At 55.8% G+C, this 17292-nt stretch carries 14 protein-coding genes; 12 read left to right on the top strand and 2 right to left on the bottom strand.

Features of this window, described 5'->3' with window-relative positions:
- The first annotated feature begins 6 nt into the window (after positions 1-6).
- From KQI65_15105 to KQI65_15075, 7 genes are all read left to right on the top strand, one after another.
- Complete coding sequence (locus KQI65_15105; GenBank protein ID MCB2206068.1) at positions 7-618, top strand: cytochrome c family protein; 612 nt, start codon at positions 7-9, stop codon at positions 616-618.
- 54 nt (positions 619-672) lie between these two features.
- Entirely contained in the window at positions 673-3723 is a 3051-nt protein-coding gene (locus KQI65_15100) for a TAT-variant-translocated molybdopterin oxidoreductase (GenBank protein ID MCB2206067.1), read from the top strand.
- Between the two features lie 38 nt (positions 3724-3761).
- On the top strand, positions 3762-5150 hold the full coding sequence (nrfD, locus tag KQI65_15095) for a polysulfide reductase NrfD (GenBank protein ID MCB2206066.1): 1389 nt from the start codon (positions 3762-3764) through the stop codon (positions 5148-5150).
- 14 nt (positions 5151-5164) lie between these two features.
- Positions 5165-5701: a DUF3341 domain-containing protein gene (locus tag KQI65_15090; protein MCB2206065.1), complete on the top strand. Its 537-nt coding sequence runs from the start codon at positions 5165-5167 to the stop codon at positions 5699-5701.
- Positions 5691-6392, top strand: coding sequence for a cytochrome c (locus tag KQI65_15085; GenBank protein MCB2206064.1), 702 nt, complete (start codon positions 5691-5693; stop codon positions 6390-6392). The genes KQI65_15090 and KQI65_15085 overlap by 11 nt, the downstream gene beginning before the upstream one ends.
- Complete coding sequence (locus KQI65_15080) at positions 6389-7561, top strand: hypothetical protein (GenBank protein MCB2206063.1); 1173 nt, start codon at positions 6389-6391, stop codon at positions 7559-7561. Before KQI65_15085 ends, KQI65_15080 begins: the two co-directional genes overlap by 4 nt.
- Positions 7562-7736: 175 nt before the next feature.
- Positions 7737-9269 carry an AbgT family transporter gene (locus KQI65_15075; GenBank protein ID MCB2206062.1) on the top strand — a complete coding sequence of 511 codons (1533 nt, stop codon included), beginning with the start codon at positions 7737-7739 and terminating at the stop codon, positions 9267-9269.
- 160 nt (positions 9270-9429) lie between these two features.
- Here KQI65_15075 and KQI65_15070 read toward each other — a convergent pair whose 3' ends face one another.
- Positions 9430-12189, bottom strand: coding sequence for a T9SS type A sorting domain-containing protein (locus KQI65_15070; protein MCB2206061.1), 2760 nt, complete (start codon positions 12187-12189; stop codon positions 9430-9432).
- Between the two features lie 188 nt (positions 12190-12377).
- Here KQI65_15070 and KQI65_15065 point away from each other — a divergent pair, with 188 nt between their 5' ends.
- The 5 genes from KQI65_15065 to glnA all read left to right on the top strand — a co-directional run bounded on the left by KQI65_15065 (position 12378) and on the right by glnA (position 16592).
- Entirely contained in the window at positions 12378-13481 is a 1104-nt protein-coding gene (locus KQI65_15065; protein MCB2206060.1) for an OprO/OprP family phosphate-selective porin, read from the top strand.
- Positions 13468-14007: an FMN-binding protein gene (locus KQI65_15060; protein ID MCB2206059.1), complete on the top strand. Its 540-nt coding sequence runs from the start codon at positions 13468-13470 to the stop codon at positions 14005-14007. The genes KQI65_15065 and KQI65_15060 overlap by 14 nt, the downstream gene beginning before the upstream one ends.
- The gene (locus tag KQI65_15055) at positions 14007-14519 is read left to right on the top strand and encodes a hypothetical protein (protein ID MCB2206058.1); all 513 of its coding nucleotides are present in this window, start codon (positions 14007-14009) and stop codon (positions 14517-14519) included. The genes KQI65_15060 and KQI65_15055 overlap by 1 nt, the downstream gene beginning before the upstream one ends.
- Positions 14520-14680: 161 nt before the next feature.
- Positions 14681-15148, top strand: coding sequence for an Lrp/AsnC family transcriptional regulator (locus tag KQI65_15050; protein ID MCB2206057.1), 468 nt, complete (start codon positions 14681-14683; stop codon positions 15146-15148).
- 13 nt (positions 15149-15161) lie between these two features.
- Positions 15162-16592 carry a type I glutamate--ammonia ligase gene (gene glnA / locus KQI65_15045; protein ID MCB2206056.1) on the top strand — a complete coding sequence of 477 codons (1431 nt, stop codon included), beginning with the start codon at positions 15162-15164 and terminating at the stop codon, positions 16590-16592.
- A 115-nt stretch (positions 16593-16707) separates the two neighbouring features.
- Here glnA and KQI65_15040 read toward each other — a convergent pair whose 3' ends face one another.
- Positions 16708-17265, bottom strand: a complete 558-nt coding sequence (locus KQI65_15040) for a hypothetical protein (GenBank protein MCB2206055.1) — start codon at positions 17263-17265, stop codon at positions 16708-16710.
- Positions 17266-17292 lie beyond the last annotated feature (27 nt).

The following is a 17292-nucleotide window of genomic DNA, read 5'->3' as shown; positions in this document are numbered from 1 at the left end:
GTGACTATGTTTACTGCTAAAATTGATACACAACTCAAACGCATCATCGTCAGTCTCGTCATCCTCATCGGGGTGAGCGCAGTGGCGTTTTACTTCCTTCGCCATCCCAGCGTGATGGATGTCGGGTACAGGCCGCAGCAGCCGGTGCCCTTCGATCATCGTCTGCATGTCGGTGAACTGGGGATATCCTGCGTGTACTGCCACACCAGTGTGGAGACCTCTCCGCACAGTACCGTGCCGCCGACGCAGACCTGCATGAACTGCCATACATCGGTGAAACGCGACAGTCCGAAATTGGAACTGGTGCGTACGAGTTATGAAAACAACGTTGCGATTCCCTGGATCCGCGTGCATCGGCTGCCGGAGTACGCATTTTTCAATCACAGCAGGCATGTGAACAGCGGCATTGATTGTGCGTCCTGCCACGGAGAAGTGGAAAAAATGGGCGTCATTGTGCAGAAGAAATCGCTGACCATGGGATGGTGTCTCGACTGTCACCGTGATCCCGATGCCTATGTCATTCCCACACGTGAGCTCAGCGGACTCGATGTCGATCCTGCCATCCTGCAGCGTGCGCTGCCGAAGGGACCGACGGACTGTTCCGCATGTCATCACTGATCTCGACTACCGAACGATTCAATACGCAGAAGATTCACACCAACGATAGACAGCATGGCTGAAAAGCAGAATAACGGAAAGACGTACTGGAAGAGCTTTGGAGAGCTGGCGAAAGACCCGGCTGTCATGGAGCAGCTGTCCAACGAATTTCCTGCCGACTACGATGTCCCGAGCGGTAACATCAGCGCGATGACGCGGCGTACCTTCATGGGACTGCTCGCGGCTTCCACGGCGCTTGTCGCCACGGGATGCCGCAAGCCGGAACAGGAGATCGTACCGTACGTCAAAAAGCCGGAATACATTACACCGGGCATCGCAAACACCTTCACCACAGCGTTCACACGCCAGAACTTCGCGGCCGGTCTGCTGGTTACCGCGAGAGAGGGTCGTCCGATCAAGATCGAGGGCAACGACCTCTGCAGCATCAGCGGTGGGAAAAGCACCCATCTTGCGCAGGCGTCACTGCTGTCGCTTTATGACCCGGATCGCGTTCTGCGTCCCACCGTCCATGACAGCGACTCCACGCCGCTGAACGCTTACCGGCGCATTGCGGATGCATTGCACGAAGTTGCGGAACAGGGGCGAAGTATACGCATCATGGTCGATGAACATGCCTCACCATCGCTGCACGCGCTGTACAGCGATCTTGCACGCATGCTGCCGGATACCCGGGTTGTGACATGGCCTGCGTTGACATCGTACGGTGCTGCTGAGGCGAACCACCGGTTACTGGGAATCGACGCGGTGCTGGTCCCCGATCTGTCGAAAGCCAAGGTTGTGCTTGGAGTGGACTCCGATTTTCTCGGGACTGACAGTGAGTCGCTCTACCATATTCGGAAGTTCTCGCAGTCCCGCAAGCCGGAGCGCATTCTCCCGGAGATGAGCCGCTACTATGCTGTCGAATCGGCTATGACAGTTTCCGGTTCGAACGCCGATCAGCATATCCGCATTCATCCCGCGGAGATCAATGAGTTTCTCCGCGCCCTGCTCCATGAAATGGTGGTGGTGCGAGGAAAGGGCGGGCTTGACGCGGCCGCAGTGTCTGCATTGTCGGATGCCGGCAACCCGCAGTTCAAGGAAATCGGTGCGATTGCCGATGATCTTCTCGGCGGTGCCGGGGTGGTCATGATCGGACGTCATCTTCCTGCAGAGACACATGCGCTGGGCGTCATGTGCAATCAGGTCATCGGTGCCATCGGTGAGGATCGGATCATCGACCCGCGCCATGCGCTGCCATACAGCAATGACAAGTCCGCCGGCATCGACCAGCTGCGTCGCGAACTTGAAGGCGGCAAGGTCGGTGCGCTGATCTTCGGGGATGTCAATCCGGCCTACAGCATGCCGGGCGACCTGTTTCGCAAGCTCACCTCGCGGGTGATGCATCGTTTCTCGCTATCCCTGTATGCGGATGAGACGTCGAAGTACTGCTCGATTTTCATCCCCGTCAATCACTATCTCGAAGCCTGGGGCGACGTCGCCATGCTCGACGGTTCGCAGGCTGTCGCTCAGCCGCTGATCGCGCCGCTCAACGAGGCGCAGCCATCTCTTGCGGATGCACTGATGGGCATTGCCCGCGCGTATGACGAACAGAATTTCAGCGAGACCAAAACATTTTATGACTATGTGCGCAGTCGCTGGCAGGAGGAACTGTTCCCGGGCAGCGGTGCCGCGTCATTCACCGCGTTCTGGAACAATGCGCTGCGGAAAGGCACCGTCAATTTGAAGCCGGCCCCGGCAACAGCGTCGCTTCGACAGGATGAAACGGTGAAGATGCTCAAGTCTACCGCCAGCGCACCGGCGAAAGCGATGATGCTTGGCGTGCTCCCGAGCCACAGCCTCGACGATGGACGGTATGCGAACCTCGGATGGCTCATGGAACTCCCGGATCCCGTGACGAAAGTGACGTGGGACAACTGCGCTGTCATGAGTCGCGCGACCGCGGAAAAGCTCGGCGTCACGAATGAAGACGTCGTGGAACTGCGCACCGCTTCGGGCAGTGTGCGCCTTCCGGTGTTCCGACAGCCTGGCATGGCGGATGATCTCATCATTGCATCGACCGGATTCGGACGGAGTGAAGGTGGTCGCGTGCTGGCGGACAAAGGTGTCAATGTCTTTCCGCTGGCATCCTCAGCGACCCAGGTCCTGGGCTATATGCCGGTGCAGGTGAAGGCGACCGGAGACCAGTATCCCATCGCAACAACGCAGGATCATCATTCCCTGAGCGGTGACGAGTTTTTCGGCATCGACCGGAAGGATATTGTCAAGCAGGGGTCACTTGCTGAATTCGTGGCCAATCCCGCGGCGCTGTATGCGAATGATGTCCCTGTGTACGGTGCGGAAAACGCCACGGATCGTCCCATCAGTATCATGCCGGCACACGAATACAATGGCAAGCATCGCTGGGGTATGACCATTGACACGACAGCCTGCGTGGGCTGCAATGCCTGCGTTACCGCCTGTGTGGCCGAGAACAATATTCCGATGGTGGGGAAGGAAGAAGTGATGAACGGCCGCGAAATGTTCTGGCTTCGCATCGACCGCTACTACAGCGGGGACGAGGACAATCCGGACACGACGCTGCAGCCCATGCTCTGCCAGCATTGCGAGAAGGCGCCATGTGAGAACGTGTGTCCCGTCGCCGCGACGACACACAATGATGAAGGACTGAACCAGATGACGTACAATCGCTGTGTCGGCACCAGGTACTGTTCCAACAACTGTCCTTACAAGGTCCGCCGATTCAACTTCCTGAACTATCACGACGATGATCGCGATCCGCTCAGTCTCGTCTTCAATCCCGACGTGACGGTGCGTATGCGCGGTGTCATGGAGAAATGCACGTTCTGCGTGCAGCGCATCAACACAGCAAAGTATGCTGCGAAAAATGAGGGGCGCGACCTGCTGCGAGACGGTGAAGTTGTCACTGCCTGCCAGCAGTCCTGTCCCGCCGACGCCATTGTCTTCGGGAATATCAATGACCCGGAGAGTGCCGTTTCCCGCAGCCGCGAGACCGAACGTGGCTACCATGTGCTGCAATCCCTGAACATCATTCCTTCCATCACGTACAAGGCCAAAATCCGCAATACGAACGGAGGAGCTGCATGAAGACTGTGACTGACAAGCATCGTCAGGACAGCTGGGATATGGAGAGTGGCGGTACACTCGCCGTGAATCCCGATGAAATCCGCGAACCGCTGTTTGAAGGCAAGCCGAAACCGCATGACGTCACGGAGACGATTTCCAATGTGGTCGAGGGCAAACCGACAAAACTCTGGTATGCGACACTGACGCTGACGAGCATGCTGGCCGGATGGGGCATTATCACCATACTCTATACCGTCTATACCGGTATCGGCGTCTGGGGAAACAACCAGCCGGTTGCATGGGCCTGGGCCATTACGAACTTCGTGTTCTGGATCGGTATCGGACATGCGGGCACACTGATCTCCGCGATTCTTTTCCTGTTCAGGCAGCGATGGCGCACCGCGATTAACCGCGCCGCCGAAGCCATGACGATTTTTGCCGTCATCTGCGCCCTGATTTTCCCCGTTATCCATACCGGTCGTCCCTGGGTTGCCATCTACTGGCTGCTCCCTCTGCCGAACCAGATGGAGATGTGGGTGAATTTCCGCTCCCCGCTGCTGTGGGACGTCTTTGCGGTGTCGACCTATTTTGCGGTATCGGCCATGTTTTGGTATGTAGGACTGGTGCCGGATCTCGCGACCCTGCGAAACCGTGCGAAGAACGTATTCATCAAGTATATCTGGACCTTTCTCAGTCTCGGATGGACGGGTGCCAACAGGCACTGGCATCGCTATGAGAAGGCGTACCTGATCCTCGCCGGCATCTCCACACCGCTGGTTCTTTCGGTACACACCATCGTTTCTTTCGACTTTGCGGTTTCCATTCTGCCGGGCTGGCACTCTACGATCTTCCCGCCGTATTTCGTGGCCGGAGCGATTTTCTCCGGATTCGCCATGGTGCTCACCCTCATGATTCTAGCGCGCAAGCTGCTGAATCTCGAGCAGTTCATCACGATCAAGCATATCGAGAATATGAACAAGGTGCTCATGGCCACCGGGCTCATGGTCGGATATGCCTATGGCATCGAATTCTTTATCGCCTGGTACAGCGGCAGTCCCTATGAGCGTTTCGTGTTCATCAACCGTGCCTTCGGTGCATACGGCTGGGCATACTGGACGATGGTTACCTGTAATGTGCTCATCCCGCAGTTGTTCTGGTTCAAGAACATTCGCCGCAATCTCGCGATCACCTGGGTGATTTCCATTTTCGTCAACATCGGTATGTGGTTTGAGCGCTTCGTGATCATCGCGAGCTCACTGCATCGTGACTTCCTTCCCTCGAGCTGGGGATATTTCTCTCCCACGTGGGTCGATATCTCGATTTTCGCGGGAACGATAGGACTGTTTCTCACGCTCTTCCTGCTGTTTGCCAAGAATATCCCGGTCCTGGCCATGTCGGAAGTCAAGGGCATTTTGCCCGGTTCACAACCATCACATTCGCATCATTGAGAGGAGAGTGACGCATGAAAAAGACAGCCGGTATGACCGGACTCTTTCACGACCCCGATACGGTGCTGAGCGCAGCGACGGAAATTCGACGCGCCGGATATCGGCAGTTTGATTTCCATACGCCGTATCCGCTGCACGGACTCGATGACGCAATGGGCGTGAAGCGCACGGTACTGCCGTGGATTGCCTTTGGTACCGGACTCCTCGGTACGCTGGCGGCGACGCTTCTGCAGTGGTGGACCGGAGCGGTGGACTATCCGCTGATCATCGGCGGGAAACCGTTTTTCGCTTTCGAACCCTCCATTCCCATCATGTTCGAATTGACGGTACTGTTCTGCGCCATCGGAACGGTGATCGGGATGTTTGCGCTGAACGGACTTCCCCGTTGGTATTCGAAGTGGCAGAACGATCCGCACTTCCTGCGTACGACGGATGATGCCTTCATGGTAACCGTCGACAGTGAGGATGCGATGTATGACGCAGGGAAGACACGAACCCTGCTTGAATCTCTCGGAGCTGAACAAGTACGCGAAGTCGAATATGAAGATTAAGAACATACACATTCCCTTACCCGTCATACTCCTCACCGGCATCGTTGCCGTGGTGCTGTTCGTCCTCTGGGCGGGCAACGGATTCCAGGCGCTGCGTTCCAAGGAGCCGCCGATCAAGGTGCGTTTCGACATGTACTATCAGAGTAAGTACATGGCGCAGGAACCGAGTACGTTTTTCGCCGACCGTACCGTCATGCGCGGTCACGTTCCGGGGACGCTGCCGCGTAATGGCACGGTGTACCCTTACACGACGCCCGAAGAGGCTGAAGCGGCACTGCATAATCCTCTCGCGGTTTCACCGGAGGTGCTCGCCCGCGGGAAAAATCGTTTCAATACGTTCTGCTCGCCCTGTCACTCCCCGAGTGGACAGGATACGACGGAGGTTGTACGGCGCGGGCTGCAGAAGCCACCAAACCTGGCGGGGAAAAACGCAAAGGGATATTCCGATGCCCACATTTTCCATGTCATCAGCGTTGGGCAGAATATCATGCCCGGCTATGCGGACAAGCTGAAAGAGGGGGACCGCTGGGCAATTGTCAACTACGTGCGTGAGCTGCAGAAGGCACCGCTGAAGTACCCGGAAACTGCACCGGCATCGGTTGACAGCACTGCCGCAGGTGGCGATTCGGGTGCGGCGCAAAATGCGAATGCAACGGATAACGCGAATGAGAATGTGGAGGCGGCACAATGAGTGTTCAGAACGTTTTGCTGGCGGACACCAGCTTTGTCAAACGCATGCAGATGATCGGTATTGGTACCGCTGTTCTCGGGATCGTGCTCAGCATCGCCGCCGCGATGACCGACATGCAGCGTTTCCTTTTCGACTATCTCCTGGCATTCGTGTTCTGGGGCGGAATCGCAGTTACTGCAGTCTTCTTCAGTATGCTGCAGTATCTCACGCGTTCAGGCTGGTCGACCGCGGTGCGCCGCATCCCGGAGATTCTCGGTGGCTTTACACCCCTCCTGATTATTCTCCTGCTCCCCATCGTCTTCGGCATCGGTGAGCTCTACCATCACTGGGTGCATCCCGAACCCGGGGACGCCATCATGCAGGGGAAAGCCGCATGGCTCAACGTGCCGTTTTTCACCGCTCGATTGTTTTTTTATGTGGCGAGCTGGATTGGGATCTACTTCTTTATCGTAGGAAATTCCTTCAAGCAGGATACACGGAACGACATCCAGCCTACACGCAGAAATTGGACGCTCAGTGCACCGATCACCATTTTTTACGCTGTCACGATCACCTTCGCCGCGTTCGATCTGCTCATGTCCCTTTACCCGCACTGGTTCAGCACGATTTTCGGGGTGTACTATTTTTCATCATCCCTCGTGGGTGCACTTGCGGTAATCACCATTGTCGCTGTTCTGCTCAAGAAGGCAGGTCTGATCAGCGACTGGCTGACTTCCGACCGCTTTCACGACCTGGGAAAGCTGCTGTTCGCATTCAACATCTTCTGGGCCTACATCGCATTCTCCCAGTACCTGCTTATCTGGTACGCCGATCTCCCGGAAGAAATCGTGTTCTTCACATACCGCCTCGGTCACGGATGGGAAGTTGTCTCCGGCATTCTGCTGGTATTTCATTTTATCTTCCCTTTCCTGCTCCTCCTCTCGGAAGCCACGAAGCGCAGTCTCAATGTCCTTCTTGGCGGCGCCATTCTTCTGCTCTGTGCGCACTTTATTGACATGTTCTGGCTGGTCATGCCCAATTACAGCCATACCTCTGTTCCCCTGAGCTGGATGGAATTCGCTCCGACGATCGCTCTCGGCGGGTTGTTCATTCTGACGGCTGCCGTGCAGTTCCGTCGCCGCAACGCAATCCCCATCAACGACCCCTTCCTCGCGGAAGCAAAGTCGTAACGCGGATTATGCGCAGATAAAAGAGCTACGCTGATTCTCGCTGATGTAACGCAGATTCTCGCGGAATGAAGTTTATTAAAATTTGACTCTGCGAATATCTGCGAAGAATCAGCGAGAATCAGCGTAGCTCTTCTATCCGCGCAATCGAATTTTCAATCACAACGTACAGGCTGATATGGCAACGGACAAGAGTGCCCGCAAGGGAATAATAGATCGATTTCTCGGTATGGTTGAGCGCGTCGGAAATGCGCTGCCGCATCCTGCGACACTTTTTGCGCTTCTAGCATTATCGGTGATTTTCTTTTCCTGGGTATTCAGTCAGTTCCACATTGCCGTGCAGCATCCCGGGACAGGGGAGACCATTCGTCCGGTAAACCTGCTTTCGATTGAAGGCCTGCACCGGATCCTGACCACGATGGTGACGAACTTCACCAGTTTCGCGCCACTGGGAACGGTGTTCGTCTCCATGCTCGGAATTGGCATTGCGGAGAGCAGCGGACTGATCGGTACCGCCCTGCGGCAGATGGTGCTGGCAGCGCCGCGGAAACTGCTCACCTTTGTGATCGTTCTCGCTGGCATCCTGTCCAACACGGCAAGTGAAGTGGGATACGTGCTGCTCATTCCGCTTGGCGGTGTGATCTTTCTGGCCGTGGGACGCCATCCCATCGCCGGCATGGCCGCAGCCTTTGCGGGGGTGTCGGGTGGGTACAGCGCCAACCTGCTGCTCGGAACCATTGACCCGCTGCTTGCCGGACTCTCGCAGGAGGCTGCGCGTATCATCGAGCCGGGATATGTGGTGAACGCAGCCGCCAACTACTATTTCCTTTTTGTATCCACGTTTTTCATTGCGACTGCAGGGACCTGGGTGACGGAGAAAATCGTCATCCCACGGCTCGGGGAGTACAAGGGAGATGCGGAGCGGGAGGAATTGCGTCCCCTGACATCAGAGGAGAAACGCGGACTGCGATTTGCCGGTATCACCGGACTCGTGAGCACGGCGATTATCCTGCTCGGACTCATCCCGGAAAATGGTTTCCTGCGCAATATGGAAACCCATGGCATTCTTGATTCTCCATTCCTCGATGGAGTGGTGGCGTTTATCTTCATGGGCGCTGTCGTGCTCGCCGTGGCATACGGTATCGGGGCACGCACGATCAAAAATGACAGCGATGTGATGAAGGGCATGGGAAAGGCGATTGAGACACTGGGAATCTATACCGTGCTGGTGTTTTTCGCCGCACAGTTCGTCGCCTATTTCAACTGGACCAATCTCGGTCTCATCACCGCGATCGAGGGTGCCGAGCTTCTGAAATCATCCGGACTCGGTGCCATTCCGCTCATGCTCGCCTTCGTCCTCGTGACGGCCGTTATCAATCTCGTGATGGGCAGCGCATCAGCGAAATGGGCTATCATGGCACCGGTCTTTATCCCGATGTTCATGCTGCTCGGATTTTCTCCCGAACTCGTGCAGGCAGGATATCGTGTCGGTGACAGTGTGACGAATATTATCTCGCCGATGATGTCTTACTTCGCACTCATCGTAGCATTCATGGAAAAATACGATCCGCGCGCAGGCATCGGTACGGTCATTGCAACCATGCTCCCGTATTCCGTGGTCTTCGCCCTGATATGGACAGTACTTCTTATCGTGTGGTTCACTCTTGGTCTCCCCGTCGGCCCCGGCGCCGAACTCTTCTACCAGCAATAAACAGGATTGCGCAGAGAATAGAAGAGAAACGCAGATTCTCGCAGATCAACCGCAGATTTTCGCAGGCTAAATTTTATGAAATTTATCTCAGCGAGAATCTGCGGTTAATCAGTGAAAATCTGCGTTTCTCTTCTATTCTCTGCGTATAATCCGCGTAATCCTATTCGATGATGACCATGGTGCGGGAGACACTGCTGCTGGCGGCTTCGAGGCTGCAGGTGTAGACACCCGCAGGGAGTCCGGCAGTCGACAGCGAAACGCTGTGCAGTCCGGCAGTGGCCGAAGGGACCTCGCGTTCGCGCACCAGTCGTCCCAGCATGTCATAGACGCGCAGTGCAACCGATGCGGTGGCGGGACGCGCCAGGCTGTAGCGGAACAGCGCACTTCCTCCGGCCGGGACGGGATTCGGATAATTCTGCTCGAGCGTCATGTTGTTGCTTACGGGAGCGGTTTCCCGCACCGAGGTCACCGGGTTGCAGGGCAGCTGCGCAAGCAGTGTTTCCATGTTCAGTTTGAACTGCTCGTTGTTGATACGGTAGGGACGCAGGCCGATGTACATCATGTGTCCGCTCAGTCCCTGTTCCGTCATCATCGGTTTACCCCAGACACCGATCCCGCGCTCGGTCGAGAAGGACTGTGTCTCGGTGAACAGCAGCTCGTTTTCCTCACGAGTGAGCGTAGCGTTGAAAAGGTGGAGCAGGTTCTGGGCACCATTGAAGTCCATGCTGAACAGGGAGGGGATCTTCGCCTGACAGTTCGCTGCGGTGCTATAGAAGGCTTCCCAGTTGATGCCGAGCAGATCTCGCATGTCCTCGGTGATGAATTCCTGTCCGATACGTGTGACGAGAATGACGTTGCCACCTGCCCGGAGGTAATTCATAATGGAGGTATTGAACCAGATATTCTCGTCGCCGTTGTATGCGTTACCAATCCAAACGACGGTACAGTATCGCTCGAGCACATGCGCCGGGACGTATCCGTCACCTACGGGCTGCGGGACGCTGGGGGGGTAGCCCACGGCCGGGTCCGGGAAGAGATCCCAGAACGTATAGGGCTGTCCACCGCTGAACACAGAATCAACGAACGCAGATTTGAGGTCGGCGGTGTATGCTTCCACGTCCCAGTCCACACCATTGACCACAAGGACGCCCCGGTCGAACGTTGGGCTGTCCATTTTCTCAATTACCTGTTTGTGTATCCAGCCGTCCGGGTCGAGCTGGAGGAAATCGACATCCCTCTCAAAGGTGAACGAATAGGATTGCATCGCCATATTGTTCGTCACTAACACGGTGCTGTCGCTACCGTCGGAAAAGCGCACGTATATGTCGATGGGCATGGTGAAAAGCTGGCGTTCGCTGAGATAAAGCTGCTCGATATTGACATCCACCGTGTAGCTGCCTCCCTGATTCGCGACATCCCAGGTGAAATCGTAGGTGGGATAGTATTCCCCGTAGATCCACTGCTGGAAAAACCAGTCGAGGTCCATCCCGGATTCGTCCTCGTAGTATTGCTGAAACTCAGCGGTCCTTACGCTGCGGTAATTGTCTCTCGCGAGTCCACCGAGATATTTTTTCGTAGCGGCAAAAAAGGCCTCGTCGCCGACCACATGGCGCAGCATATGAACGACCCATGACGCCTTATTGTATGTAAGGTTGCCGCTGAAGAGACGGGAGAACGGCTGCTGCTCCGGGTTGTCGACGAAAATGGTCCCGGGACCAAAATACATCTTCCCAGCCATGTTCCCCTTCAGTGCTTTCAGTCCGCCGCGTGCTTCATGGAACAGCGCCTCGCCGTAGGTCGCCCAGCCTTCATTGAGCCAGATATGCTCGAAGGTGGCGCAGGTGACCTTGTCGCCGAACCACTGATGCATCAGCTCGTGCACCACGACGTCGGTGGAATAGAAGCCCATGGACGAGACGGTCTGATGTTCCATCGCGCCGCCCCATTCGTATTCCGCCATGCCGTATTTCTCTTCCATGTACGGGTACGGAATGAAGAGATCAGAGAAAACCTGCAGTCCGTCAAGCATATCCTGCTCGAAACTCTTCATCGTGGTACCGGGCATACCGTACCACCAGCTGCCCACCGGCATGCTTTCTCCCTGGTAATCGAAGCTCAGGGCGCGGTAGTTGTATTCCGCCGCGGCGACGGAAACGAGATACGTCACGATGGGATAGCGGGTTTTCCAGTGCACGGTACGCGTACCATCACCGTTGCTCACATCCGAGAGCACGACGCCGTTGCTGACGGGATACATCGGTTCGTCCACGGTGAGGAGAATGTCGACGGAATCTGCCTTGTCGGCCGGATCGTCCTTGCACGGCCACCAGTTGCGCGCGTCATACGGCTCGGCCTGCGACGCAATGCTGAGGATGGATTTCCCGAGATCCACGTTCTGCACATTGGTCACCATCACCGCGCTGCCTCCGTAAGGATGCGAGTAATACATGGTCACCGCAGCCGCTTCGTCCATCTGCAGCTCGGAGGGAAGGGTGAGTGTGAGAACGTCGCCGGCATGAGAGATGGAAGCGGCATCGAGGCGGCTCCCGCCGACGAGCACGCTGTCGATATCGCCGAGGTTGCCGAAATTCAGCACGACCTCGCCGAGCGCATCAGCCAGGCTGCGGAATTCCATGCGCACATTGCCGGAAAACGAAAGCGTGGGATCGCTCGGGAAGGTGACGTCGAGCCGGTAATATGTGACGTCATAATCTTCCGATGCGGCCGGTACGAAACTGCTGCGCTTCGCGAGCAGGGCATGTCGACGCATTTCGACTTCATGTACCTGCTGCATCATTGCGGCAGGTGCGTCGCTATCATCGAAACGCTGCTGCGATGACGATGACGCCTCGACATGCTGCGCAGGCAGCAGCGCGGGGAGAAGGAAAATGAAAAGGAAAAGGGTAAGAAACGATTTCATGAATGCTCCGCGAAAATCGGGGAAAAGGCTATTTCCCATAATAGCGCCAATGCCGACAACAGACAATGGCATTCATACGCGCCCGCCTCATATAAAAAAAGTGCTGCAAGGGTTGTTTATTCTCCCTGCAGCTTCTATTTTTATTTATACCAAATCTAAGTAAGCTGAATTGCTGAAATGGAGTATCCATGAAGACCTTTTCTACCATTGCAACATTAAGTTTTTTCCTCGCCCTGGCTGCCGTTGCCACGGCACAGGAGAGCGGTACCACGGTCGGCGGCTACGGTGAACTGCACTACAACGAGCCTGAGGGGAGCGCCGGGGGACGACTCGACTTTCACCGTTTCGTGATCTATCTCGATCATCAGTTCAACGACTGGATCTCCTTTGCATCCGAGACGGAGCTCGAACATACCTTCGTCGCTGCTGAAGAGGACGCTCCCGGAGAGCTTGCCATCGAGCAGGCATATCTCGAACTGCGTCCCTGGGAACGCTACGGCTTCCGTGCCGGAATCATGCTGGCACCTGTGGGCATTATCAACCTGTATCACGAGCCGAACACCTTTCACGGCGTCGAACGGCCCAATTATCACCGCAACGTCATTCCCACGACCTGGCGGGAAGCGGGAATCGGCTTTTTCGGTGCTCCGGCGCATACCGTGAACTTCCAGGTGTATGTCGTGAGCAGTCTCAAGGCGACGGGTTTTTCCGCCGGCGGGGGATTGCGCGGAGGTCGACAGCAGGGCATTGAGTCGTCGACGCGCAATATGGCGGTGACGGGACGTGTCGAGTACATGCCGCTGCTGGGACTGTCGCTGGGCGGTTCCTTCTTTGCCGGCGGCGCGGATATGGGAAATGCCGCATTCGGTGACGCCGCAGTCACTCTGTTCGCGGGCGATGTGCGCTATGCCGTCGGAAACCTGCGCCTGCGCGGGGAAGCCGCATTCATCTCCATCGCGGATGCCGATATGATCAACGCGGCCACGGAATCGGCCATCGGCGATCAGATCAACGGGTGGTATGCAGAAGCTGCATATAATTTCCTGCCTCATATTGCGGACAGTGAACAGCAGCTCTTCGTCTTCGGTCGTTACGAAATGTACAATACGCAGGCGGAGACCACCGGATTTGAGGCGATGGACATCTATGACAGGAATGATGTGACTGTCGGACTCACCTGGCTGCCCTCGCCGGAAGTCGCGGTGAAGATGGATTATCAGTTGTTCGACGATGCGCGCGATCTTGACGCACGTGGACAATTCAACGCAGGGATTGGATATGCGTTTTTCTGATGTCCTTATCTGTTTGCTTCTCCTCACAGGGACTGCCATCGGGCAGTCCCGCGAGGATCTCACGGAATATGCAGTTTCTGCATATGGGGATGATGTACAGCTCGAACGCTCCGGGCAGGAGCTTTCGTCCCTTGAAACAGCAGCTCTGAGTAAATTCAATGGCGGACGTCATGCATGGACAAAAATCGCGGTCTGGCGTGTGCAGCAGAACGGCCAGACAGTGGGCGTTATGATGGTGGACAATGTGAAGGGGAAGGCGCGTCCCATTACCTATCTCGTTGCATTCGGCATGGACGGCAGCATACGCATGATGGAGATTCTTACCTACCGTGAATCCCATGGCGGCGAGGTGCAGTCACCGCTATTCCTCAAGCAGTTCGAGAAAAAATCGCATGACGATGCGCTCACCGTCGGAAAGGATATTCGCAATATCAGCGGGGCAACCATCAGTTCTCGTGCGCTCACCCGCGGTGCGCATGCCTGTGCTACGTACATGCACTATCTTCTAAAGGAGAAACGCCTGTGATGCAGCTTCCCCGGCTCGGTGACCTTCCGCGTTCCCTGCGTCTCCTGTTGTCCGCTTTCCTCTTGACTGCCGCGATCGGCTACACGCTCGGTGTCTTCTTCGTAGATCACAGTACCGGACTCCACACGGGAGGAATCGAGGAGCGCTATCTCGGGACGGAAGGAGCAGGACTCGATCCCATGACACTGCCTCCTGACCATGAGCTGCTATACGAAAAATCCCCCGCCGAACTCCTGACGCTGACGCATACGCACATCCTCAGCCTCAGCCTGCTTTTCCTCGCCGTCGGCGGCATATTCCTCCTTACCACCGGTCTCCCTGCCTGGCTGCACAAAACCCTCATCATTGAACCCTTCGTCAGTCTCGTGCTCACCTTCGGCGGGATGTGGCTTCTCCGCTATCACCACCCCTCATGGAGTATCCTCATCGCCCTCAGCGGCACACTCATGAGTCTGTGTTTCTATGCCATGGTGGGGATAGCACTGTGGCAATTACTGAGGAAGAAAGAGTAACGCAGATTTTCGCAAAGTACCAGCAGATTCTCGCTGACTAAGGAATTTATGGAGGCCCTCTGCGAAAATCTGCGTTAAATCTGTGATAATCTGCGTTCCTCTTCTTGCTATGCCTTAATAATTAATGTATATTTGGCAATAATCATTAGTTATTAAGGTCAATGCTCGACGAAACAGATCGGAAAATCATTGAAGCCGTACAGAAAAATGGTCGTGTACGGCGGAGTGATCTGGCGGAACTTGTGGATTTGTCGCTTCCTGCTGCGAGTGATCGGTTGCGGAAGCTGGAAGAGCGGGGGTTTATCACCGGGTATACGGCATTGCTGGATCCCGTCAAATTCGACAAGGATGTGACGGCGTTCGTGCAGGTGCATGTTGATACCTCGCGGCATTACGAGAATTTCCTGAAACATGTCGACGAGGATGTCGAGATTCTCGAGTGTCATGCGATCACCGGGGAAGGGACGCATCTATTGAAAATCCGCACGACCAATACCTCCACGCTCGAGCAGGTATTATCACGCATACAATCCTGGAAAGAAGTGCAGCGCACGCGTACGAGCGTGGTGCTCTCCACTCGCAAAGAGACGTTGAACTTATCCGTTATTGATTCATCAACACAACCATAAAGGAACAGGCAGCATGAGCGACACGCGCAAGGAAGCCATCGGCAGCGTTTTCGAAATGATCAAGGCACAGGGTGTGACCATGGTCGATTTCAAATTCATGGATTTTCCCGGACAGTGGCAGCATTTCTCCGTACCGGTGCATCAGCTGGAAGAGGACTCGTTCGAGGAAGGCTTCGGCTTCGATGGTTCCAGTCTCCGTGGTTTCAAGAGCATTCACGAGAGCGACATGGTCATCATTCCGGATCCCGCGACGGCAATGATCGATCCCTTCATCAAGGAGCCTACCGTCAGTCTCATCTGTGACATTTACGAGCCGCTGACGCATGAGAAGTACGAGCGTTGTCCACGGAATATCGCGCAGAAAGCCGAACAGTACCTGATTTCCACCGGTATTGCCGATGCAGCGTTCTTCGGTCCTGAAGCCGAATTCTTCATTTTCGACGATGTCCGCTTCAGCAGCGGGGAAAACCACTCGTTTTATGAAGTCGACTCGGTTGAAGGACGTTGGAATTCGGGGCGCGACGAAGGTCCCAACCTCGGTTACAAGCCGCGCTACAAGGAAGGCTATTTCCCCGTGCCGCCGACCGACCATTTCAACGACCTGCGCAACGAGATGGTGCGTGAGCTGATGAACTGTGGTCTGCACGTGGAGACGCAGCATCACGAGGTGGCGTCGGGTGGACAGTCCGAAATCGATCTGCGTTTCGCGCCGCTGGTCAAGGCATCCGACGAACTCCTGCTGTTCAAATACATCATCAAGAATGTGGCGTATCGCAATGGCCGTTCTGTCACCTTCATGCCCAAGCCCGTGTTCGCCGACAACGGATCCGGCATGCATGTGCACATGAGCCTGTGGAAGGAAGGAAAGCCGCTGTTTTACGGAGATCGCTATGCCGGACTCAGTGAAATGGCACTGTACTTTATCGGGGGACTGCTCAAGCATGCTCCCGCTCTGTGCGCCATCACCAATCCCACCACCAACAGCTACAAGCGCCTCGTCCCGGGCTTTGAAGCCCCGGTCAACCTGGCCTATTCACAGCGTAACCGCAGCGCCTCGGTGCGCATTCCGATGTACTCCTCCTCGCCCAAGAGCAAGCGGGTGGAATTCCGTACCCCGGATCCTTCCACCAATCCCTACCTCGCATTCAGCGCGCTGCTCATGGCGGGACTCGACGGCATCACCAACCGCATCGACCCGGGTGATCCGTTGGACAAGGATATTTACGATATGAAGCCCGAAGAGCTGAAGAACGTAGCCAACACCCCTGCCACCCTCGAGGAAGCTCTCATGGCCCTCGAGCGCGATCACGACTTCCTGCTCCGCGGCGGCGTCTTCACCGAAAGCGTCGTGGAAACCTGGATCGACTACAAAATGAACCGCGAAGCCAAACAGCTGGCCCTCCGCCCGCATCCGTACGAGTTCTCGCTTTACTACGACGTGTAATAAATTAAGAGGAACGCAGATTTTCGCAGAATATGCGCAGATTCTCGCAGAGTGAAATATGATAAAACAACTCCGCGAAAATCTGCGAAAAATCTGTGAGAATCTGCGTTCCTCTTTAAAATCTCAGCTGCACACCCACTCCGCCGGGCCGGGGGAGGAGGGTGAGGGATGATTCGGGGGAGACGTCAAACGCGAAGAGCGAGGCGTCGACGTAGGCATCGGCGAGTTGGAGGAGATAGGTCACCAGCAGCCACCATCCGTAGCTGTCGCGGTTGTCGCGGTAGAACTCCCTGTACCGTTTCAGTCGCAGATCGCCGGAGGGATTGTCCTCGGTGACGGTAGCGTCGTACTGGTCGGCGTAATCCACGAAGTTCTGATGCTCGGAAATGATGCCGTAGATGAGAAAACCGCTGACGCCAAGGACGATGGGGACTTTCCAGTAGGACTCATTGTAAAACTGTCCCCAACCCGGGACGAGAGCAGAACGCAGCACGGCACCCATCGGGGATTTTGTATCGGCACTGTCCTCCACATCAACGACGCGGGATGCCTCAATTTCGAGCGCTTCCGGCGTGTGGAGGCTGTCGGTTGACGGCTCTCCTTCATCCTGCGCGTGCAGGAGAGCAGGGAGAAAGCAGAGCATGAAGAGGACGATATATAGTGCGCGCTGCATCAAATCAAATTAGCATCACATACCGCG

Source organism: bacterium (genome assembly GCA_020444325.1).
GTDB lineage: Bacteria > Bacteroidota > Ignavibacteria > SZUA-365 > SZUA-365 > BM516.
Note: the sequence above shows the minus strand (reverse complement) of the source record. Positions and strands in the feature narration are given on the sequence as shown.